This window comes from Sphingosinithalassobacter sp. CS137 (genome assembly GCF_014334115.1).
GTDB lineage: Bacteria > Pseudomonadota > Alphaproteobacteria > Sphingomonadales > Sphingomonadaceae > Sphingomonas.
Genome location: NZ_CP060494.1, coordinates 289,623 through 309,821, shown reverse-complemented (window position 1 = coordinate 309,821; position 20,199 = coordinate 289,623). Strand labels below are relative to the sequence as shown.

Annotated in this window: 20 protein-coding genes, 1 tRNA gene and 1 pseudogene; 11 read left to right on the top strand and 11 right to left on the bottom strand. The window is 68.3% G+C overall.

Translation table 11 applies throughout. The features are described 5' to 3' along the window. Nucleotides 1-2: 2 nt before the first annotated feature. The 4 genes and pseudogenes from H7V21_RS01410 to hemB form a co-directional block, all read right to left on the bottom strand. Nucleotides 3-206 (bottom strand): annotated as a pseudogene (locus H7V21_RS01410) (hypothetical protein); the annotation flags it as partial. A 68-nt stretch (nucleotides 207-274) separates the two neighbouring features. Continuing rightward, the gene (locus H7V21_RS01405; protein ID WP_188054867.1) at nucleotides 275-844 is read right to left on the bottom strand and encodes a GNAT family N-acetyltransferase; all 570 of its coding nucleotides are present in this window, start codon (nucleotides 842-844) and stop codon (nucleotides 275-277) included. Continuing rightward, nucleotides 841-1,413: a GNAT family N-acetyltransferase gene (locus H7V21_RS01400; RefSeq protein ID WP_188054866.1), complete on the bottom strand. Its 573-nt coding sequence runs from the start codon at nucleotides 1,411-1,413 to the stop codon at nucleotides 841-843. Before H7V21_RS01400 ends, H7V21_RS01405 begins: the two co-directional genes overlap by 4 nt. Then, nucleotides 1,410-2,396: a porphobilinogen synthase gene (gene hemB / locus H7V21_RS01395; RefSeq protein WP_188054865.1), complete on the bottom strand. Its 987-nt coding sequence runs from the start codon at nucleotides 2,394-2,396 to the stop codon at nucleotides 1,410-1,412. The genes H7V21_RS01400 and hemB overlap by 4 nt, the downstream gene beginning before the upstream one ends. A 72-nt stretch (nucleotides 2,397-2,468) precedes the next feature. Between hemB and H7V21_RS01390 the strand changes: the two genes are divergently transcribed. Further along, complete coding sequence (locus H7V21_RS01390) at nucleotides 2,469-3,341, top strand: diacylglycerol/lipid kinase family protein (RefSeq protein ID WP_188054864.1); 873 nt, start codon at nucleotides 2,469-2,471, stop codon at nucleotides 3,339-3,341. Nucleotides 3,342-3,368: 27 nt separating this feature from the next. Here H7V21_RS01390 and H7V21_RS01385 read toward each other — a convergent pair whose 3' ends face one another. Genes H7V21_RS01385 through H7V21_RS01370 form a run of 4 tightly spaced genes read right to left on the bottom strand, consistent with a single transcriptional unit; the run spans nucleotide 3,369 to nucleotide 8,908 of the window. Continuing rightward, on the bottom strand, nucleotides 3,369-6,059 hold the full coding sequence (locus H7V21_RS01385; protein WP_188054863.1) for a valine--tRNA ligase: 2,691 nt from the start codon (nucleotides 6,057-6,059) through the stop codon (nucleotides 3,369-3,371). A 52-nt stretch (nucleotides 6,060-6,111) separates the two neighbouring features. Next, on the bottom strand, nucleotides 6,112-6,624 hold the full coding sequence (locus tag H7V21_RS01380) for a DUF2497 domain-containing protein (protein WP_188054862.1): 513 nt from the start codon (nucleotides 6,622-6,624) through the stop codon (nucleotides 6,112-6,114). Between the two features lie 17 nt (nucleotides 6,625-6,641). Next, complete coding sequence (locus H7V21_RS01375; protein WP_188054861.1) at nucleotides 6,642-8,210, bottom strand: TolC family outer membrane protein; 1,569 nt, start codon at nucleotides 8,208-8,210, stop codon at nucleotides 6,642-6,644. 14 nt (nucleotides 8,211-8,224) lie between these two features. Continuing rightward, nucleotides 8,225-8,908: a protein-L-isoaspartate O-methyltransferase family protein gene (locus tag H7V21_RS01370; RefSeq protein WP_262503953.1), complete on the bottom strand. Its 684-nt coding sequence runs from the start codon at nucleotides 8,906-8,908 to the stop codon at nucleotides 8,225-8,227. Between the two features lie 160 nt (nucleotides 8,909-9,068). Here H7V21_RS01370 and H7V21_RS01365 point away from each other — a divergent pair. The 7 genes from H7V21_RS01365 (at nucleotide 9,069) to H7V21_RS01335 (ending at nucleotide 15,100) form a co-directional block, all read left to right on the top strand. After that, nucleotides 9,069-9,142: transfer RNA gene (locus H7V21_RS01365), tRNA-Cys, on the top strand. A 235-nt stretch (nucleotides 9,143-9,377) separates the two neighbouring features. After that, nucleotides 9,378-9,608, top strand: coding sequence for a hypothetical protein (locus tag H7V21_RS01360; RefSeq protein ID WP_188054860.1), 231 nt, complete (start codon nucleotides 9,378-9,380; stop codon nucleotides 9,606-9,608). 58 nt (nucleotides 9,609-9,666) lie between these two features. After that, a complete protein-coding gene (locus tag H7V21_RS01355; protein WP_188054859.1) occupies nucleotides 9,667-10,383 on the top strand; it encodes a ZIP family metal transporter in 717 nt (238 codons plus the stop codon). A 71-nt stretch (nucleotides 10,384-10,454) separates the two neighbouring features. Further along, nucleotides 10,455-10,739: a hypothetical protein gene (locus H7V21_RS01350; protein WP_188054858.1), complete on the top strand. Its 285-nt coding sequence runs from the start codon at nucleotides 10,455-10,457 to the stop codon at nucleotides 10,737-10,739. 350 nt (nucleotides 10,740-11,089) lie between these two features. Then, nucleotides 11,090-12,526, top strand: coding sequence for a cysteine--tRNA ligase (gene cysS / locus H7V21_RS01345; protein ID WP_188054857.1), 1,437 nt, complete (start codon nucleotides 11,090-11,092; stop codon nucleotides 12,524-12,526). Further along, a complete protein-coding gene (locus tag H7V21_RS01340; protein WP_188054856.1) occupies nucleotides 12,523-13,458 on the top strand; it encodes a D-2-hydroxyacid dehydrogenase in 936 nt (311 codons plus the stop codon). The genes cysS and H7V21_RS01340 overlap by 4 nt, the downstream gene beginning before the upstream one ends. A gap of 271 nt (nucleotides 13,459-13,729) precedes the next feature. Beyond that, nucleotides 13,730-15,100, top strand: coding sequence for a class II 3-deoxy-7-phosphoheptulonate synthase (locus H7V21_RS01335; RefSeq protein WP_188056288.1), 1,371 nt, complete (start codon nucleotides 13,730-13,732; stop codon nucleotides 15,098-15,100). 285 nt (nucleotides 15,101-15,385) lie between these two features. Here the strand turns inward: H7V21_RS01335 and H7V21_RS01330 are convergent, their stop codons facing one another. The 3 genes from H7V21_RS01330 to H7V21_RS01320 are packed head-to-tail and all read right to left on the bottom strand — an operon-like array spanning nucleotide 15,386 to nucleotide 17,569. Further along, complete coding sequence (locus H7V21_RS01330; RefSeq protein WP_188056287.1) at nucleotides 15,386-15,934, bottom strand: RES family NAD+ phosphorylase; 549 nt, start codon at nucleotides 15,932-15,934, stop codon at nucleotides 15,386-15,388. 4 nt (nucleotides 15,935-15,938) lie between these two features. Next, nucleotides 15,939-16,277 carry a helix-turn-helix domain-containing protein gene (locus H7V21_RS01325; protein WP_066706670.1) on the bottom strand — a complete coding sequence of 113 codons (339 nt, stop codon included), beginning with the start codon at nucleotides 16,275-16,277 and terminating at the stop codon, nucleotides 15,939-15,941. Nucleotides 16,278-16,279: 2 nt separating this feature from the next. Then, nucleotides 16,280-17,569 (bottom strand): hypothetical protein, encoded by a 1,290-nt coding sequence (locus H7V21_RS01320; RefSeq protein ID WP_188054855.1) that lies wholly within the window; start codon nucleotides 17,567-17,569, stop codon nucleotides 16,280-16,282. Nucleotides 17,570-17,794: 225 nt separating this feature from the next. On the opposite strand from H7V21_RS01320, the gene H7V21_RS01315 reads away from it, so the two are divergent. From H7V21_RS01315 to H7V21_RS01305, 3 genes are all read left to right on the top strand, one after another. Next, on the top strand, nucleotides 17,795-18,379 hold the full coding sequence (locus tag H7V21_RS01315) for a hypothetical protein (protein ID WP_188054854.1): 585 nt from the start codon (nucleotides 17,795-17,797) through the stop codon (nucleotides 18,377-18,379). A gap of 189 nt (nucleotides 18,380-18,568) precedes the next feature. After that, nucleotides 18,569-19,663 (top strand): family 43 glycosylhydrolase, encoded by a 1,095-nt coding sequence (locus tag H7V21_RS01310; RefSeq protein ID WP_262503952.1) that lies wholly within the window; start codon nucleotides 18,569-18,571, stop codon nucleotides 19,661-19,663. 20 nt (nucleotides 19,664-19,683) lie between these two features. Then, nucleotides 19,684-20,151, top strand: coding sequence for a hypothetical protein (locus H7V21_RS01305; RefSeq protein ID WP_188054852.1), 468 nt, complete (start codon nucleotides 19,684-19,686; stop codon nucleotides 20,149-20,151). Nucleotides 20,152-20,199: the final 48 nt, after the last annotated feature.

Below are 20,199 nucleotides of genomic sequence, written 5' to 3'. Positions count from 1 at the left end.
GCCGCCTGCATCCGCACCGGCACGCGCCCCAGCCAGTGGGCATAGGCATAGCCGCCCAGCAGCAGCGCCTGATAGACGAGCATCGCCGAGTTCCACACCGCGGGCGCGCCGCCCAGCCGGGGCAGCGCCATCCGCGCCACCATCGGCTGGACAAGGAACAGCAGGAACGATCCGGCCAGGATCGCCGCCACGAAGGGCCAGCGCATCGTGCGCGCGGGGGCAGTCGCACCGTCGCCTTCGGTCACAGATTCCCCCTTCAAATGTCCCAAAGCCTCTAGCCGCGCTTGCTTGCCGCGGGATGAACCGATCGCTCGGCGGGCCGCTCGATCGCATAGAGCACGCTCGCGCGCAGCGGATCGTCGGGCGGATAGAGCGGATGCCCGAAATCGCATTCGGGAAGATGCACCATCCCCAGCCGCTGCATCAGCGCGCGGCTCTTGGCGTTGCGCGCCGAAGTGATCGCCACCACCCGCGCGGCGGGCGTGTTCGCCCAGGCCCAGCCAAGGCTCGCCTCCGCCGCCTCGCGGGCATAGCCATGTCCCCAATGCTCGGCCGCGATCATCCAGCCGATCTCGACCTCGCCTGCCGCCGGCGTATCCTCGGCGCCCGGCTTGAGGCCGCAGAAGCCGATCGCCCGATCGGTCTCGCGCAACGCCGTCACCCAAAAGCCCAGGCCGTGCGGCGTGCGATAGCCCTGGTGCCGCGCGATCGTCGCGTCGCTTTCTGCGGCCGACTTCAGCGGTCCCAGCTCGGCCATCACGCGCGGATCGGCCCACATCGCGTGCAGCGCCGCCCGGTCGTCCGGCGCGGGCGGACGCAGCAGCAGCCGCTCGGTCGCGATCATGCCGCGCGCCCCGGCCGGTCGATGCGGCAGATCAGATGGCGGCGCAGCCGGTCGCCTGCCGGTACGGCAGGATGGTCGAAGTCGCCGTCGGCGAGCCGCTCCATCCCGATCCGCTTCATCACCGCCTGGCTGCGCGTGTTCGTCTCCGACGTGATCGCGACCACGCAGGCCGCCTCGGTCTCGCGCCACGCCCAGTCGAGGCTCGCGGCAGCCGCCTCGCTGGCATAGCCGCTGCCCCAATGCGCATGGCCGAGCCGCCAGCCGATCTCCAGCATGCCGCGGATCGGGATCTCCTGCGCGTTCCAGCGCACGCCGCAAAAGCCCAGGAACGCGCCGTCCTCGCGCCGCTCGACTGCCCAGAAGGTGCAGCCCCGCGCCGCTTCGGCGGCGGCGAGCCGATCGACCAGCGCGTCGCTCTCCGCCCGCGTCATCACCGGCCCCAGCGTCGCCATCACCCGCGGATCGCTGTTGAGCGCGTGAAACGGTGCGCGGTCGGCCTCGCGCCAGCTCCGCACGTTCAGCCGCTCGGTCGCGATCGCCACGTCCGCCGCTTCGGCGTGCGGCGTCATCGGTTCAGCAGCCGCGCCGCATGTGCCGCGTGATAGCTGAGCACGCCCGAGGCGCCTGCGCGCTTGAACGCCATCAGCGTTTCGAGCACCAGCACGTCGCGCTCGCCCGCGCCGGTCGCCGCCGCGGCCTCGATCATCGCGTACTCGCCCGAGGTTTGATACGCGAAGACAGGCACTTCGAACGCGTTCTTCACGCGCAGAAGGATGTCGAGATACGGCAGCCCCGGCTTCACCATCACGCTGTCGGCGCCTTCGGCGAGGTCGAGCGCCACTTCGCGCAGCGCCTCCTCGGCGTTCGCCGGGTCCATCTGATAGGTCTTCTTGTCCCCCTTCAGCAGCCCGCTGCTGCCCACCGCTTCGCGGAACGGGCCATAGAAGCCGCTGGCATATTTGGCCGCATAGGCCATGATCTGGACATTGGCATAGCCGCCTGCCTCCAGCGCCTCGCGGATACGGCCCACGCGCCCGTCCATCATATCCGAGGGCGCGACGATGTCGGCACCGGCGGCGGCCTGTACCAGCGCCTGCCGCGCCAGCGCTTCGGCGGTCGCGTCGTTCACCACATAGCCATTGTCGTCGACCAGCCCGTCGTGGCCGTGCGCGGTATAGGGATCGAGCGCCACGTCGGTCAGCACCCCCACTTCGGGCACCGCCTCCTTGATCGCGCGGATCGCGCGGCACATCAGATTGTTCGGGTTCAGCGCCTCGGCGCCGTCGTCGCTGCGCAGCTCGGGCGGCGTGTTGGGGAACAGCGCGACGCAGGGAATCCCCAGGTCGCGCGCCTCGCGGGCCCGCTCGACGATCCCTGCCACCGGCCAGCGCGACACGCCCGGCAGCGTGCCGATCGGCTCCTCGCTCTCCCCTGCCGTCACGAACAGCGGCCAGATGAGGTCCGCGGACGTCAGCACCGTCTCGGCGTGCATCCGCCGGCTCCAGTCGGCGGCACGGGTGCGACGAAGGCGAAGCGCGGGATAGCTGGACATGGCCTCGCGCTATCCTGCCGATCGCAGCCACGCAAGCGGCACGCATTCGGCTGTTGGAGCGTTGTACGCCGCATGGGGCTTTCCGCAGAACTGATCGTCAACACCCATTCGCGCCGCGGCCGCGGCGACTGGCCGCTGATCCGGGCCGCGCTCGATCGCTTGCCGATCGAAGTGAACGCCCGCGCCGTGAGCGACCCGGCACGGCTCGGTCCCGCGATGGAAGCCGCGATCGCCGCCGCGCCCGATCTACTGATCCTGGGCGGCGGCGACGGCACGATCAGCAGGCTGGCGCCGCTGCTGGTGGGCACGGGCATCCCGCTCGCGGTCCTGCCGCTCGGCACGGCCAACAGCTTCGCGCGCGGGCTCGGCGTCCCGCTCGATCTCGAAGCTGCCGCGCGGCTCGCGGTCGAGGGGCGGCGGCGCCGGGTGGATCTCGGCCGGATCGAGTCGCATCATTTCGTCAGCATGGCCGCGATCGGCCTCTCGCCGCTGATCGCGGGCAGCGTTCCCGAAGGGCTCAAGCGGTGGTTCGGCCGCGCCGGCTATCTTGCCTGGGCCGCGCTCCGCTTCGCGCGTTTCCGCCCCTTCGATCTGCGCGTCGAAGGCGACGGCGTCTCGGAGCGCCTTCGCGCGGTCGAAGTGCGGATCGCGAACACCGGCTTCCACGGCGGCACCGAGCTGGTCGAATCGGCGCACGCCGATGACGGTGCGATCGTCGTCCAGGCGGTGCGCGGCCGCGCGCGGCGGCGACTCGTCCTCAACTGGGCGGGCAAGCTGCTCCCCTTGCCCGCCGCGCATGAGGACGAAGTCACCGTGCGCGGCACCGCGCTGCGCATCGCCACCGATCCGCCGCTGCCGATCTCGCTCGACGGCGAAGTGCTGGCGCGCACGCCGGTCACTGTCGAAGTCGTGCCCGGCGCGATCGAAGTGCTGGTGCCGCGTTAGCGCCGCGCTCCGCCGCTCCCTTGATTGCTATCCCAGCCGGCTCAGCGCCGCCGTCAGCCGCTCGGCTTCCGCTGCCTTCTCGGCGTGATCGGCGCGCGCCTTCTCGACTGCCTCGGGCTTGGCGCGCTCGACGAAGCTCGGGTTGGACAGCCTCCCGGCCAGCGAATCGCGTTCCTTCTCGGCCGCCGCGACTGCCTTGGCGAGCCGCGCGCGCTCGGTGCCGAGGTCGATCACGCCTTCCAGCGGCAGCACATAGGTCGCTTCGTCGACCACGATCTGCACCGCGCCGCCCGCGCCCGCTTCGGTGTCGTTCCGGTCGACTCGCGCCAGCCGCGCGAGCGCCGCCGCCTGCCCCGCCAGCCGCGCCTGCGTCGTCGCATCGGCGTCGCGCACGTGCATCGGCAGCCGCGCGCCCGGGGGGACGTTCAGCTCGGTGCGCGCCGCGCGGATCTCGCTCACCAGCCGGATCAGCCAGTCGATCTCCTTCTGCGCCTCGGGGTCGAGCGCGCGCGCATCGGGCATCGGCCACTTCGCCACGATCAGCGGATAGGCGCGCGCGCCCATCGCATGCCACAATTCCTCGGTGATGAAGGGCATGAACGGGTGGAGCATCACCAGGGTCTGGTCGAGCACCCAGCCCGCGACCTCGCGCGTCTCCTTCACCGGCCCCTGCACGCCCGCCGCGGCGCGCATCTCGTCGCCGGAAAGGCTGCCCGGCGCCGCATCGCTCTGCAGCACCGGCTTGATCAGCTCGAGGTACCAGTCGCAGAAGCGGCTCCACACGAACTGGTAGAGCGTGTTCGCCGCCTCGTCGAAGCGCAGGTCGGCGATGGCCAGGTCGAGCGCCTGCACCGTCGCCACCGTCTCGGCGACGATCCAGCGGTTGACCGCCAGCTCGGCCGCGGGCGGCTCGATCGTCGCGCTCGCGCCGATGCCGTTCGCCTGAGCGAAACGCGCCGCGTTCCACAGCTTGGTGGCGAAGTTGCGGTATCCCTCGATCCGCTTCTCGTCCATCTTGATGTCGCGGCCCTGGCTTTCCATCGCCGCCATGAAGAAGCGCAGCGCATCGGCGCCGTATCGGTCGATCAGCCCCAGCGGATCGACCGTATTGCCCTTCGATTTCGACATCTTGGCGCCATCGGCGGCGCGGACGAGCCCGTGCAGATACAGGGTCTTGAACGGCACTTCTCCCAGGAAGTGCAAGCCCTGCATCATCATCCGCGCATCCCAGAAGAACAGGATGTCGAACCCGGAAATCAGGATGTCGTTGGGATAGCGCTGCTGCCACTCGCCCGGCTCGGGCCAGCCCATCGTCGCAAATGGCCACAGCGCCGAGGAGAACCAGGTGTCGAGCACGTCGGGATCGCGGGTCAGCGGCACGCCCGCGCCCGCCAGCGCCTGTGCCGCTTCCTCGGTTTCCGCGACGAACACATTCCCGTCCGGCCCGTACCACGCCGGGATCCGGTGGCCCCACCACAGCTGGCGGCTGACGCACCAGGGCTGGATGTTCTCCATCCAGTTGAAATAGGTCTTTTCCCAAACCTTCGGCACGATCTTGGTCTTGCCCGATCGCACGGCCTCGATCGCCGGCTTCGCCAGCGTGCCCGCGTCGACATACCATTGGTCGGTCAGCCACGGCTCGATCACAGCGCCCGAACGGTCGCCGAGCGGAGTCGCGATCACGCGATCCTCCACCTTCTCGAACAGCCCTTCGGCATCGAGCCGCTCGACGATCCGCGCACGCGCGTCGAACCGGTCGAGCCCGATCAGCTCCTGCGGGATCAGCCCGTCGGCGGTCTGGCAGATCGCCGCCCGGGCATCGAGCATGTTGAGCATCTCCGCCGGCTTGATCCCGGCGCGCTTGCCGACTTCGAAATCGTTGAAGTCATGGCCGGGCGTGATCTTCACCGCGCCCGAACCAAGCTCCGGATCGGCATGCGCGTCCGCCACGATCGGGATCAGCCGCCCGGTGATCGGCAGCTTCACCTGCCTGCCGATCAGCTCGCGGTAGCGTTCGTCGTCGGGATGCACCGCCACGGCCATGTCGGCGAGCATCGTCTCGGGCCGCGTCGTCGCGACGCGAACGTGTCCGCTGCCATCGGCCAGCGGATAGCGCAGGTGCCAGAATTTGCCGTTCTGCTCGCGCGTCTCGACTTCCAGGTCGCTGATCGCGGTTTGGAAATGCGGGTCCCAGTTGACCAGCCTCTTGTCGCGATAGAGCAGCCCCTGATCGTACAGGTCGACGAACACCTTGAGGACGGCTTTCGAAAAGCCCTCGTCCATGGTGAAGCGTTCGTTCGCCCAGTCCATCGAGCAGCCCAGCCGGCGCAGCTGCCCGGTGATCGCGCCGCCGCTCTGCGCCTTCCATTCCCAAACCTTCGCGACGAATTCCTCGCGCGTGAAGTGGGTGCGCTTCTGCTGCTGTTCGCCGAGTTGCCGCTCGACCACCATCTGCGTCGCGATCCCGGCATGGTCCATGCCCACCACCCAGCGCGCATCCTTGCCGGTCAGCCGCGCGTGGCGGACGAGGATGTCCTGCAGCGTATTGTCGAGCGCATGGCCGATGTGCAGATTGCCCGTCACGTTCGGCGGCGGGTTCACCAGCGTCCAGGGTTCGGCGTCGGGACGGTCGGGCCGGAACAGCCCCTCCGCTTCCCAATGCGCATACCAGCGCTGCTCGATTTCCGCGGGGTCGAAGGTCTTGGGCAAGTCGGTCATGGCACCGGCACATAGCCGGGGCGCTCGCCAAGACAAGTCTGTGGCTGCGCGATCAGCCTTCGCGGCCGGTGATCCGTGCGATTTCGCGCGCCACCATCTTCTCGACGATCGCGGGAAGATGCGCGTCGAGCCAGTCGCTGAGCATCGGGCGCAGCATCTCGCGCACCAGGCCCTCCAGCGTGTCCCCGCCGGGCGTCTGCGGCTTCACGATCATCCGCGACAATGCCTCCAGCGAACCGCGGCTCGCCTCGGCCGCGCGGCGCGAGACGATCGTTTCCAGGTCGCTCGCGGCGGTCGCCACATCGCCGATCCCCTCGGACTCGTCGGCGTCCGCCTGCTGCGGCGCGGGCTGGGCGGGTGCTTCGCTGCGCGCGGGCCGCGGCGGCGCGGCGAGCTGCTCGTTGAGTTCGAGCACTTCGTCGTCGTCGCGGCGTTCGGAGGGGGGCGCCGCCTTGGGCGTCCGGCGCGCACGCGTACCGCCGCCACCCTCGCCCTCTTCGGCGATGATGCGCTTGATGGAGGACAGGATCTCCTCCATCGACGGTTCGGTACTGATATCTCCCATATCGAGCACCCTTTCGCTCAGTTCGGCGGGTCGGCCGCTTCACCTGCGGGATAAGGGTACATGCTGTCAACGGGGCGCTGCAGCAGCGGATCGAGCGTTTCGGCCACTTCGGGGGTCTGTGCCGCCGTGTCGACGGTGGAAGTCGCCACCGGCTCGGGATCGGGATCGCTGCCCCAGTCGCTCCAGCGCCCGCGCACCCGCTCGTAATTGGCGGTGGGGTCATACAGCGCGCCGCCGTCGAGCCCCAGATCCTCCGCCTCGGCGCGGCCCATCACCGCGAGCAGCGTGAAACCGGCGACATAGGCGTCGCGCTCGGCGGTCACATATTGCACCTGCGCGTTGAGCAGCTCCTGCTCGGCGTTCAGGATGTCGAGGATGGTGCGCGTGCCCACGGTATTCTCGGCGCGCACGCCTTCGAGCGACAGCCGGCTCGCCTCCACGGCGATGCGGCTCGCCTCGATCACGCGCAGTGCCGAGCGATAGCGGGCGAAGGCCGATCGCGCCTGCGCCACGATCGTCCGCTCGGCCAGCGTCACTTGCTCGATCGCGGCCGATTCGCGTGCCTGCGCCTGGCGCACCTGTGCCGCCGGGCGGCCGCCCTGGAACAGCGGGAGCGAGAGCTGCACTCCGGCCGAAGTCGAGAAGCCGTCATTGTCGAACCCCGCCAGCGCCGCCTGCCCGCCGACCGATCCGAGATAGCTGTAATAATCCGTCCCCACCCCGATCGCGACTCGGGGGCGCCGCGAGGCCTGTGCGACATCGACATCGAATTCGCTCGCTTCGCGCAGGCTCCGCGCCGCGTCGAGCGACGGATTCTCTTCGAGCGCCACGGCGACTGCCCGCTGCGGCGAATCGGGCAGATCGGGCAGCGGCGGGGGCGATGCCAGCGTGCCCGGAGGCGCGCCGACCACGCGGATATAGGTCTCGCGGCTCGCGATCAGCTCGGCCTCGGCGGCGCGCAACTGGCTCAGCGCCAGCGCCAGTCGCGCCTCGGACTGGGCGACGTCGGTCCGGGTGAGGTCGCCGACTTCGAACCGGTCGCGAGTCGCCTGCAGGTTCACTTCGAGCACGCGAACATTCTGCAGGTTCAGCCGCACCACCGCCTGGTCGCGGATCACGTCGAGATAGGCGGCGACCACATCGACGAAGAGATTGGTCTCCACGCCGCGCAGATTGGCGCGCCCTGCCTCCACTCGAGTCTCGGCGGCACGCACCGAATTGCGCACCGAACCGCCGCTGTAGATCGGCACCGAAAGGTCCAGGCCGACCGATGCCTGTCGCGCCGGGCCCGCCGTCGATCCGCTGTCGAACACATTCTCGGTCACGCCGCCCGTCGAATCCAGGCTCGGCAGCCCGCCTGCGCGCGCGATCGGCACATTCTCGTCGATCGCGCGCAGGTTGGCGCGCTCGCCGGTCAGTTCGGGGCTGGTGTTATAGGCGCGCGTCATCGCCTTGCGCAGCGTGGTCGTCGCCTCGTCCTGCGGCACGACTTCCCGGATGGGGGTCACCGGCGCCACCGATTGCGCCGCCGCCGGCACCGAAAGCGCAGCCAGGCCGGTGCCGAGCAGGAATCTGGATAGTCGCATCGCTCTACTTCTGCCTAGAAACGGAATTGCCGGGGCCGGTCGAAGCCCGGAAGAATCGCGCATTCGCAATCGGCGAAATCGGTCAGGCCGAAGCCGCCCTCGCTGCGCCGGCCGGCGGCCAGCCGAGTGACGCCGCGATCGACCAGCCCGGTCGCGACTCGCCCGCCCGGCTTCAGCTGCGCCAGCACTGCCTCGGGCACTTGCTCGACCGCGCCGTCGATCAGCAGCACGTCATACGGCGCTCCCGCGGCCCAGCCAGCTTCGAGCGGGCCCTGCACCATTTCGACGCTGGGTTCGTCGGCAAGCGCGGCGCGGGCATGCGCGACGAGCGCGTCGTCCGACTCCAGCGCCACCACCGCTCGCGCGAGCAGCGCCAGCACTGCGGCCGTATAGCCCCCGGCAGCGCCGATCAGCAGAACCTTGTCGTCGGGACGGATGCCGGCCTCGGTCAGCAGGCGCCCGGTCGCAAGCGGCGAATTGTGCTTCCGCCCCGCGGTCAGCGGCAAGAGGCCGTCGCGATAGGCGACTGCCCGGACGCTTTCGGGAACATAGCGTTCACGCGGCACCCGCGCCATCGCCTCGACCACGCGCGGGTCGTTGACCGCGCTGGTGCGCAGCTGGCTCGCCACCATCGCGTGGCGCATCTTGGCGAAGCGCTCGTCGCCCTGCTGCGGCGTATCGGCAGAAACCATCATCATCATCCGCCCTGTCGCATAACCGTATTAGCTATGCAATACACTTGTTGCTGATGCGGGCTTGTATCGCGGCGATGCGGCGCCGCCAAGCGACCGGCCGTGCGATTTTCGCAAGCTGGATGTTGACAGGCAACACGCGTGCTGCGCATCTCCCGCGGCTTGGGGCCCGATGGCGGAGTGGTGACGCAGCGGACTGCAAATCCGTATACGCCGGTTCGATTCCGGCTCGGGCCTCCATCTTCTTCCCCTTCGATTCGTGCACGCCCCCCGCGCGCCGGCGGCGCGCTCCCTAATTGCGCCGCGAAACCTGCGCCTGCCCCGGGCGTTGTCCGGAAGCAGGAGCGGATCGCCCACTCGCCTTGTCGTGTTGCTTAAACGACACATCGCTCGCCTGTTGACTTTCTGAATATTTGTTCACGGAACCATTTCTGATTCGTGCTCGTTCATTGCCCCGGTTACAGGGAGACATACGATGTACGACTTTGGCATCCGTCAGGCCCGCACCGGGTATCGCGTCGCCTATCGCCCCGACGAGGCGAATCACTGCCCCGGCTGTGGCGGGTCGCAGTGGATCATCGGCCGCATGACCGCCGAATGCGCACACTGCTCCACTGCCGTGCCGCTCGTGGCGACGGGCACTGTCGGCACCGGCCTGATCCGTACCAGCGGCAAGCCCGCCTGGCAGCATGCCATCGCCGCCTGAGTGGCGATCTTTTTAGCGAAGCACAGAACCGATCCGGAACTCGCCCGTTCAGCCGCCGATGGGTGAGTTCTGGACGGTGCTCGCCCTGGCGCTGCTGCCGGGGCTCGGAAACGCGATCGGCAGTGGAATCGCGCTGCTGACAAAGCCTGCGCGCTGGATCGTCGGCGTCGCGCTCCATGGCGCTGCTGGCATCGCCATCGCGATCGTCGCGGTCGAACTGATGCCGCGCGCGCTGATGGACGCGCGCGGGTGGAGCGTCGGACTCGCCTTTCTCGTCGGCGCGCTCGTTTCGATCGGCATTGCCAGGCTCGTCGGACATCTTCAGGCAAGCGTGCGCACGGGTGCGATGATGGTCGTGGCCGCGGTGGGCGTGGATCTCTTCACCGATGGCTTTCTTACCGGCGCCGGCTCGTCGGTCGCCGCCAGTCTCGGCGCGCTGCTCGCCGCCAGCCAGGTCGTCGCGAATATTCCCACCGGATTTGCCGCCGCCGCGAATCTGCGCAACTCCGGCAAGAAGATGCGCTGGATCGCCATGGCTTCGCTTCCGGTGGTCGCGCCGGTCGCCGCCGCGATCGGCTATCTCGGGCTGGAAACCGGCGACAGCTCCTCGCAGGCGCTCGTCCTCGCCTTCATCGCCGGCGTGCTGCTCCTTGCGACGGTCGAGGATACGCTGTCGGAAGGCGATGCGCCCGATCCGCCGCGCAAATGGTCGAGCGTCAGCTTCGCGCTCGGCTTCGCGCTGATGATGTTCGCCTCGAACGCGCTGAACAGCTGAGCGGTACGCGTTCGGAACGGCCGCGTCGGGCCGCGCGTTGCAGTGCCGAACAGGAACCCGGAGCCAGCTTCATGACCGATATCTCCGTCACTTCGCCGATCGAGCGCGTCGCCCGCGTGATCTGCGCCGAGGCACGCAGCCCCAACGGCCAGACTTCCAACGGCGGCGCGGCCATCGCCGCGGCTGTCAGCGGCCAGATCGACGCGAGCTGGGACCAGGAGGTCGAGCGCGCCAAGGCAGTGCTCCGCACGCTGCGAGAACCGACTCCGGAAATGGTCGCCGCCGGCCGGGCGGCAGGCAGCGATCCGGCCGAGATCTGGTCGGCAATGGTCCGCGCCGGGCTCGGCGAGGACTAGCCCCCGGCCCGGCCTATTGGTCCGCGGTCGGGTCGTCCGCCAGTCGATGGGTCAGCCGTCTTGGCCGTCGTCCGAACACCCGATTCCATGCGTGTTCGCGCGCGATGCGCCTCTTGCGCCGACGCGCACGGCGCTCCATCGCCCGCCGGCGCCGTATGTAGCGGACCAGCAACACGGCCGCGATGATCGCTGCGACTCCGCCCAGAATCGCGACATTGTCCATGCTCAACTCTCCAGACGCCGATCCGGAAAGCACCCGCCCCGATTCGCTTTCTTGCAAGGATGCGCAGATTGATTGGCCTTGTGAATGCGATTTGTGACGCGGCGGTGTCCGCGCTAATGCCGCCGCCATGTCCGGCACGCCGATCACGCTTCACAACAGCCTCTCCCGCCGCCTTGAGCCGTTCGCTCCGCTCGATCCCGAGCGCGGCGTCCGCATCTACTCCTGTGGACCGACCGTCTACAGCGATCCGCACCTCGGCAATCTGCGCGCCTATGTGTTCACCGACACGCTGGCCCGGATGCTGCGCTGGAAGGGCTATGCCGTCACCCATGTCGTCAACATCACCGATGTCGGCCATCTCACCTCCGATGCCGACGCCGGGGACGACAAGATGGAGGCGGCGGCAAAGGCGCGGGCGATGAGCGCCTGGGACATCGCGGCGCATTATACCGGGGTATTCAAGTCCAACCTCGCCGATCTCAACATCGTGCCCCCCACGCACATGCCGACCGCGACCGATCATGTCGCCGGGATGATCGAATTCGGGCAGTCGATCGCGGAGCGGCACTGCTATCAGATCGACAGCGGCCTCTACTTCGACAGCACCACCGTGCCGCACTACGGGCGGCTCGCGGGCGGTCAGGACGACGCCGGCGAAGGCCGCATCGATCCGGTCGCGGGCAAGCGCCATCCCCAGGATTTCGCGATATGGCGCCGCACGCCGCCCGGCGAGACGCGCCAGATGGAGTGGGATTCGCCCTGGGGCCGCGGGGCGCCGGGCTGGCACTTGGAATGTTCGGTGATGAGCCGCCAGTATCTCGGCTTCCCGTTCGACATCCACACCGGCGGAATCGACCATCGCGAGATCCACCACGTCAACGAAATCGCCCAGAACCAGGCCTTTTGCGATTGTGCCGACAGCGGCGCCCGCTTCTGGATGCACAATAATTTTCTCGTCGATCGCGGCGGCAAGATGTCGAAGTCGAAGGGCGGCATCGCCACGCTTCAGTCGCTGATCGATCGCGGCGTGCATCCCCTCGCCTATCGGCTGATGTGCCTCAGTGCGCATTATCGCAGCGAGCTCGAGTTCAGCCCGGAAAATCTGCTTGCCGCGCTCACTCGGCTCAAGCGGCTGGTGATGGCGGCGCGCAAAGCGATCCCGCCAGAAACGCAGGAGGAGGACGCGGAGCGCGGCAGCGACTATCTCGCGCAGCTCGACGCCGCGGTCGCCGACGATCTCAACACGCCCAAGGCACTCCCGCTGCTCGAAACGATGCTCGCCGACAAGCGCCTCGCCGCGGGCGCCAAGGCCGCGCTCCTGAGCGCGTTCGACGCAGTGCTCGGGCTCGAGCTGCGCACGCTCAGCCGCGAGGCGCTGCGCGTCCGCCCCGCCGATGCCGCGCTCGCCGCCGAGGCGATCGAAGCGAAGCTCGCCGAGCGCCGCGACGCCCGCGCAGCAAGGGACTTCGCTCGCTCCGACGCGATCCGCGACGAACTCACTGCCGCCGGCGTCGAAGTCATGGACGGCGACCCGCTCGGCTGGGAATGGAAGGTGCAGCTATGAAGGCCGTTCTCCCCGCGCTCGCCCGCCCGCTGCTCGAGCCGCGCCTGCCGGCCGACCTTCAGGTCCACTGGTTCCAGGATCGCGAGGATGCCGGCGAAGCGATCGCCGATGCCGACATCGCCTGGGTCGACATGCAGCGCTCGCGCTACACCGCCGAGACGCTCGCCCGCGCCCAGGCGCTCCAATGGGTCTTCACTCTCTATGCCGGAGTCGATCCGTTCGATCTCGATCGGATGCAGGCGCAGGGCACGATCCTCACCAACGGCACCGGCATCAATGCCGAGGCGGTCGCCGAATATGCCGTGCTCGGCGTGCTCGCCGCCGCCAAGCGCTTCGACGAAGTCGTCCGCCTCGCCGATCGCCGCGAATGGACCACCGACGCGCCCGGCAAGCTCGAGCTCTACGACACCCGCGCGCTGATCGTCGGCTATGGCACGATCGGCCGGATGATCGGCGATCGCCTCGCCGCGTTCGGCGTCGATGTCACCGGCGTCACGCGCTCGGGCCGCGACGGCACGCTCACGCCCGACGCCTGGCGCGCCCGCATCGGCGACTATGACTGGGTGATCCTCGCCGCCCCCTCGACCGGCGAGACGCAGGCGCTGATCGGCGCTGACGCGCTGGCGGCGATGAAGACCTCCGCCTGGCTGGTCAACATCGCCCGCGGCGACATGGTCGATCAGGACGCGTTGGTCGAGGCGCTGGTCAAGCGGCGCATCGCCGGCGCTTTCCTCGACACGGTCACGCCCGAGCCGCTGCCGCCCGAGCACCCGCTCTGGTCGGCGCCCAACGCGATACTGACGATGCACCTTTCGGGCCGCAGCCAGACGCGCATGTTCCAGCGCGCCGCCGCGCTCTTCCTCGAAAATCTTGAGGCCTTCCGCGCCGGAAAGCCGATGAAGAACGTCGTCGATCTCGCTGCCGGCTATTGAATTACCCGATCTGAGTTGACGCCCCTTACTCTCCCGGAGTAAGCCGCGTCGCATGACGACGCTCGCCGGCCACAAGATCCGCAGGTTCCGCGAAGAGCGCGGCCTTTCCCGTGCCGCCTTCGGCGCCTGGTATGGTGCGCCCGGCTCCACCGTCCAGGGCTGGGAGGAGCATGGCAAGCGCGCCACCGGCGCCGCCGTCAATCAGATCGCCGCCAATGGCATCGCCCATCATGCCGACTGGTTCCTGCCCTATCGTGCCGGAGACGACGCCATGGCCAAATGGTCCCCCGACAGCTGGAAGTCCGCCGAGGCGCGCCAGCTCCCCGACTATCCCGATCCCGCCGCGCTCGATGCCGCCACGGCGCGGCTCGCCTCCTTCCCGCCGCTCGTCTTTGCGGGCGAGGCGCGGATGCTCACCGAGGAGCTCGCCCGCGTGGCCGAGGGCAAGGCGTTCCTGCTCCAGGGCGGCGACTGTGCCGAGAGCTTCGCCGAGTTCCACCCCAACAACATCCGCGACACCTTCCGCGTCATCCTCCAGATGGCGGTGGTGCTCACTTTCGCCTCGAAGCTGCCGACGGTGAAGCTCGGCCGCATGGCGGGCCAGTTCGCCAAGCCCCGCTCGGCACCCACCGAGACGATCGGCGGCGTCGAGCTGCCCAGCTATCGCGGCGACAATGTCAACGGCGCCGCCTTCACTCCCGAAGCGCGCATCCCCGATCCCGAGCGGATGATTCAGGGCTACAGCCAGGCCGCGGCGACGCTCAACCTGCTGCGCGCCTTCGCCACCGGCGGCTATGCCAATCTGCATCAGGTCCATAAATGGACGCTCGATTTCATGGGCAAGAGCCCGTGGACCGCGCGCTTCGCCGACGTCGCCGATCGCATCGGCGAATCGCTCGAGTTCATGGCCGCCTGCGGCATCGATCCCGATCGCGTGCCCCAGCTCAACGCCACCGATTTCTACACCAGCCACGAAGCGCTGCTGCTCCCCTATGAACAGGCGCTCACGCGGCAGGACAGCCTGACCGGCCAATGGTACGATACCAGCGCGCACATGCTCTGGATCGGCGACCGCACCCGGTTCGAAGGCAGCGCGCATGTCGAGTTCCTGCGCGGCATCGGCAACCCGATCGGGATGAAGTGCGGCCCCAGCCTCGATCCCGACGCGCTGCTGCGCCTGCTCGACACGCTCAACCCCGCGCGCACCCCCGGCCGGATGACGCTCATCACCCGCTACGGGCACGACAGGATCGAGGCCGCCCTCCCCGCCCTCGTCCGCGCGGTGAAGCGCGAGGGGCATCCGGTCGTCTGGAGCTGCGATCCGATGCACGGCAACGTCGTCAAGGCCGCCAACGGCTACAAGACCCGCCCCTTCGACCGCATCCTCGACGAAGTCCGCGGCTTCTTCGCCGTCCACCGCGCCGAAGGCACCTTCGCCGGCGGCATCCATTGCGAGATGACCGGGCAGAACGTCACCGAATGCACCGGCGGCATGATCGACGTGAGCGAGGCCGACCTCGAAGCCCGCTACCACACCCACTGCGACCCCCGCCTCAACGCCGGCCAGTCGCTCGAGCTGGCGTTCCTGCTGGCGGAGATGCTGAACGAGGAAATGGCGCAGCGCCGGAAGGTGGCGGCGTAGCTCCGCAACTTGAGCGTCGGCGGGTTTTGGGCCGGTGGCGGACGTTCAGCTTCCGGGCCGGCGGCATGGGAAAGCTGCCTTCGACAGCAGCTTGGGTATGGTGATGCTAGATTACCCGCGACATCGGGGGAGCCAAGGCTTCGAGCGAATCAAGTCCTCACTCCGCCTGCGCTGGCAGCGATATAATTTCCTGACAGCGCGTCTCCGCGGCGCAACCAATACCAGCGTCACGATTGGGACCGGCAGCCTCTTTCGTTTTGGATTTCTCGTGATGTCGCGCCCGTTCTAAGGTTTGTTGGCGCGTCGCCATGCTGCCCAGTCCACGTCGTCGGTTGAGCGGACTTCAAGCGAGGTCGCCGCGCCGCGGTCCATGAACACGACGAGATTCTGGGAGCGATGTCGAGCGCTCGGGACTAGAAGCCCATCAAACTCCATGAAGTGCGCAGCCGCCGCAAGCGCCTGGCATGCGTCATAATCAAAGGTGGAATAGCGATCGGTGTCGATGCCGAATGCGGCGAGCGCCGGCACGTCCGCGAACTGGAGGGTCCGCTCAGTCTGAGCCCTAATCTCGTGGATCTGATGCGAGATGCGACTTGGCCAGACCGGTTCGAGGCCGAGCCGAAACCCGATCTCGGCAAGAGCGCCATCGCGTTCAAGGCTCGTGTAGAGCACTTCGATGGTACCACCGGGGCTCCACCGCCCCGAAGCCGCAGAACCGCGGATTGGATCGCGATCCGACCGCGTGATCCGCCACACGTCCAAGGTGAGTGCTATCGTTTCGGTAGCCTCGAGGGCGTCAAGGATCGCCCGGTCATGCACCCGCGGCGAGCCCATCACCTTAGCTGTACGTCCCTTCGTTCAGCCCTTCGATGATACCCAGCACCTCATCCGCTCGACCTCCGTGGATGAGATCGATCGCGCGCTCACCGTTGAGCAAGCGATGCTTGGCGTAGAGCCAGAGGCGCGTCTCTTCGGGATCGTAGAGGTCGGCGAGCCGATCAACGACATAGCGAAGATCCGAGATCAGAAGCTGGGTCTTAGGCTGCGGGAACGACGTGCCCGTGGTCCAGCGCGACACCGTGGCGGGGGACACGGCCGCGATGTTCGCGACGTCAGTGCCTTTCAGCCCTCCGCGCTCCCGTAGGTCATTGATGATTGTAGCGACTGCACTTGCCATATTTATCGTCCGAGAACCGCGCTAACGCCCTTTGATCCGCCCCTGAAGATGGTGGCGCGCGACCGGGTATCAGGCTGTCCTTTTGAATCAAGATCGGAGAGCGCATCGCGGAGACGGATCATCCGACCCTTCGCCGCATTCACCGTTTTCGCCACCTTCGCGTCCTCGATCTTGAGCTTCGCACCAAAACGCGCCGACCGGATGGCGGGATCGAGATGCTTCAGGAGAAACTGCTCGCTCCGACGAAGCTCCGGCGTCCCAGAGATGTCCTCGATCTGCCGGTGGCGCTGATTGATGAAATGCGCGTGCGAATTTTCGAACATGTCCTCGGCGCCGCCCGGGCAGCAACCTTGGTCGTTACAGCTAAACCGCGAGCGACCACCACGCGCCGCGTAGATGGCGGCGAGTTGCTCTTCCTTTAGGTAGCGGTCAAGCTCCGGAATATAGGTGCGGGCACCGGCACCGCCGCCGCCACTAGGCGGCTTGCTCCAGTCGCTCGCCTTGAACCCTTCCTTCTGCCCCACACCATGACTGATGCCCGCGACAGCGCCAAACGCCATCGTCGCCAAACCGGCAAAGCCGCCGGCCATATCAACGATCAAAGGGCGGCCGATCGTGTGAAGAGCGCGCACCGTCTCGACGAAAGTGCGCGTACCTGAACCTGTCGCGGTCGCACCGAAGCCCGAGACACGTAGCCAGACATTCGAGATCGGCAGGCTGGCGATGTCCGCCGCCAAGCTGTCGCGCAGCGGAGCATCCTTCAGCACCCCGGCGGTCGTGATAAGCTGATAGTCAATCTCTATCTCTCTTCCCCCAGCCTGATCGAGCTCGTGCCGAAGTGCCTCGCACATCCGCATATCAACCGCCCGCCAACTCTGCTGGTTGGCCTCGATCAAGTGGGTCGGCGCAAGAACCGCATGCACGCCTGCTTCGATTGCGAACTTCGCGATCGCGCGAGCTGCGTCATAGTTCCGGCGCGTTCCGAAATCGCTGTCCTGCCAAGGACGGTCCGCGTTGGACCAGCCGAGCTTCTGCAGCGCAGACGACCCGAAACGTGCCGTCGCCATCTCGGCGAAGTTCGGATCGATGACGATTTCGCAGCCGGACGCCTTCAGCGACTTTACCAGATCGCGCTGTTCGAGGAAGTGTGCAGCATCGACGACCACGCGCTTGAAAGGAAAGCGGCCGGCCGCGTGAAGCTCAGCAAGCTTGCGGTGGCCTGTGTGCCCGAGGCGGAGAAAGCCGGCGAGCGGCGGCGTCTGCGGCCGGAGGACGTGAAGCGTAGCAGCCATAGTCGAGCCTTTCCTAATCGACACGATCTATATACATTACCGTTTCACAAAGTCAAATTGTGAAAGGAAGATGCAACTTTGGCGCTTCCTCTCCACGGGACTAAGTCATGGCGTCATCTGAACGGATGGCAGTTTCCGGGGCTAGCCGATGGCTCAGCGAATGACTGACATTTGGGCGCATACCCGCCCCTTTCCTACACGCCTAAAATCTGCCATGTTCCCCTTATGTACCGTTCCGCCACTCCCGACGACCTCCTCCTCTTCGCGCCCGTCCCGCTCGCGCGGGTGACGGCGGGCGGCTGGACTTCGGAGCGTCAGATCGCCTTCGTCGCCGCGCTGGCGCGCAGCGGCGTCGTCGCGCGGGCGGCGCGGTCGGTGGGGAAGTCGGCGCGCTCGGCCTATCAGCTGCGCGAGCGGCCGGGGGCGGAGGGCTTCGCCGCCGCCTGGGATGCCGCGCTCGATCGCGCGCGCGACGAGGCGCTGGGCGCCGCGCTCGGCACGCTCTCCGATCCCGAGCGGGTGCCCGTCCTGTATCGCGGGCGCATCATCGGCTGGCGCGAGCGCGTCAACGAGCGGCTGCTGATCGCCGCGCTGCGCGCCCGCCGGGCGCATGCCGCGCCCGCTCCACCCGCGCTGCGGCGCGAGCGCGACGCGCCCGAGTTCGACTGGTCCGAACCGGTCGACTGGCGCGTCCAGCTCCGCGACCATTATGGCCGCGCGGCGCACGAGCCCCGGGCGCACGCCGCGCGCGCCGTGCCGCCGCGGCCCACCTCCTCCCGGCCTTCCCCGCCCCGCGTGCGCGGTTGTTAGAAAATGTCCGGCACCGGCAACTTTCGAAAAGGATCGACGCGAAAACTGCGAAGCGAAGCGCCGCGCGCCGCGCGATCGGCCCCGCCGGCTCTTGACGCGCGCGGGCCGAGCCGGTGCTTAGGGGGCCGGGTCGCCGGCCCCCGCGTCGCACGTCGCGGGGAAGGCGCCACAACCAAGGGAGAGTCATTGGTGTCGCATCGTTCCGTCCTGCCGTTCGCCTCCGTTCCGGCCGCGCCGCGCCGCGCAGCCGCCGCCGCCCTGCTCGCGGGGGCGCTGGCGCTTGCCGGGTGCACCAGCACGGCCGGGCCGAACGCCGCCACCGCTGCGGCGCCCGTCGCGTCGGCAACACCGGCAGCTTCGGCCGCCGCCGCGCCGTCGGGGGCGTGCAATCCGATCTTCCGCAATCGCTTCACTGCCGATCCGGCGCCGCTCGCCGTCGGCGACCGCCTCTATGTCTATGCCGGGCACGACGAGGGCGACGAGGGATTCCGGATCGACGAATGGGTCGCCTATTCGACCAGCGACATGCGCGACTGGACCGATCACGGCGCGATCCTGAAGCCCACCGACTTCGCCTGGGCCGAAGGCGAGGCATGGGCCGCCGAAATGGTCGAGAAGGACGGGAAATATTATTTCTACGTCACCGTCGAACATGACGACAGCCATCCCGGCAAGGCGATCGGCGTCGCCGTGAGCGACAGCCCCACCGGCCCCTTCGTCGACGCGCGCGGCTCGGCGCTGGTGCGCGACAATCCGGAAACGTGGCGCGCCTGGAGCGACATCGATCCCACCGTGCTGATCGACGACGACGGCACGCCCTGGATGGCCTGGGGCAATTCCAATCTCTATCTGGCGAAGCTCAAGCCCAACATGATCGAGCTCGACGGGCCGCCGCGCGAGCTGCATCTCACCAACTTCCTCGAGGGGCCGTGGCTGCACAAGCGCGGCGACCTCTATTACATGACCTATGCCTCGTTCGTCGAAGGCGAGCAGACCGCGGAGCACATCTCCTATGCCACCGCCCCGTCGATGGAAGGCCCCTGGACCTATCGCGGCGAGCTGACCGGCGCGGCCGAGAACAGCTTCACCATCCATGCCGGGATCGAGGAGTTCAGGGGCAAGTGGTACTTCTTCTATCATGATGGAACGCTGACGATCGACGGCGTGCCGGGCTCCGAATTCCGCCGCGCCGTGGCGGTCGAGCCGCTGCGCTACGACGATGACGGAAGGATGCTGCCGATCCGCCAGACCCGGCAGGGCGTTTCGCCCACGCCCTGCGGCTGATCTCTCGCAGGCGCCGGTCCATGCTGCTTGCGTTCGGCACGGATCGGCGCCAAGGGGCCGGCCAGATGCGCGGCGTGTGGAACAAAGGGGGCTTTGGCGGTCGGCTGGTGCTGGCGCTCGTCGCCTGCGCGCTGCTCGTGCGGATCGCCATCCCCGCCGGATGGATGCCGCAGGCGCATGCCGGAACGGTCCGGATCGCGCTCTGCAACGCGCTTCCCGGCGCCCCGGCGGTCGACTCGGCCCGGGCCCTGCTCGAAGCGGCAATGCCCGCGCCGGAGGGCGATCCGGCGCCCGACGCAGGCGCCGATTCCACCTGCGCCTTCGCCGGCATGGCGCTCGCGGTCAGCCTGCCCCAGGCGCCGCCCGCAAGCGCCCCGTCCCGCTCGGCTGATCGGGCCGTCCCCTTCCCGGATCGGACCGGCCCCGCGCCCGGCCGCGGTCTCGCCGCCCCTCCCCCGCCCGCCACCGGTCCCCCCGCCTTCGCCTGACCCCTTGCCGTGCGCAGTCCGCGCGCGGCGCTCCAGTCATGCGAAGGA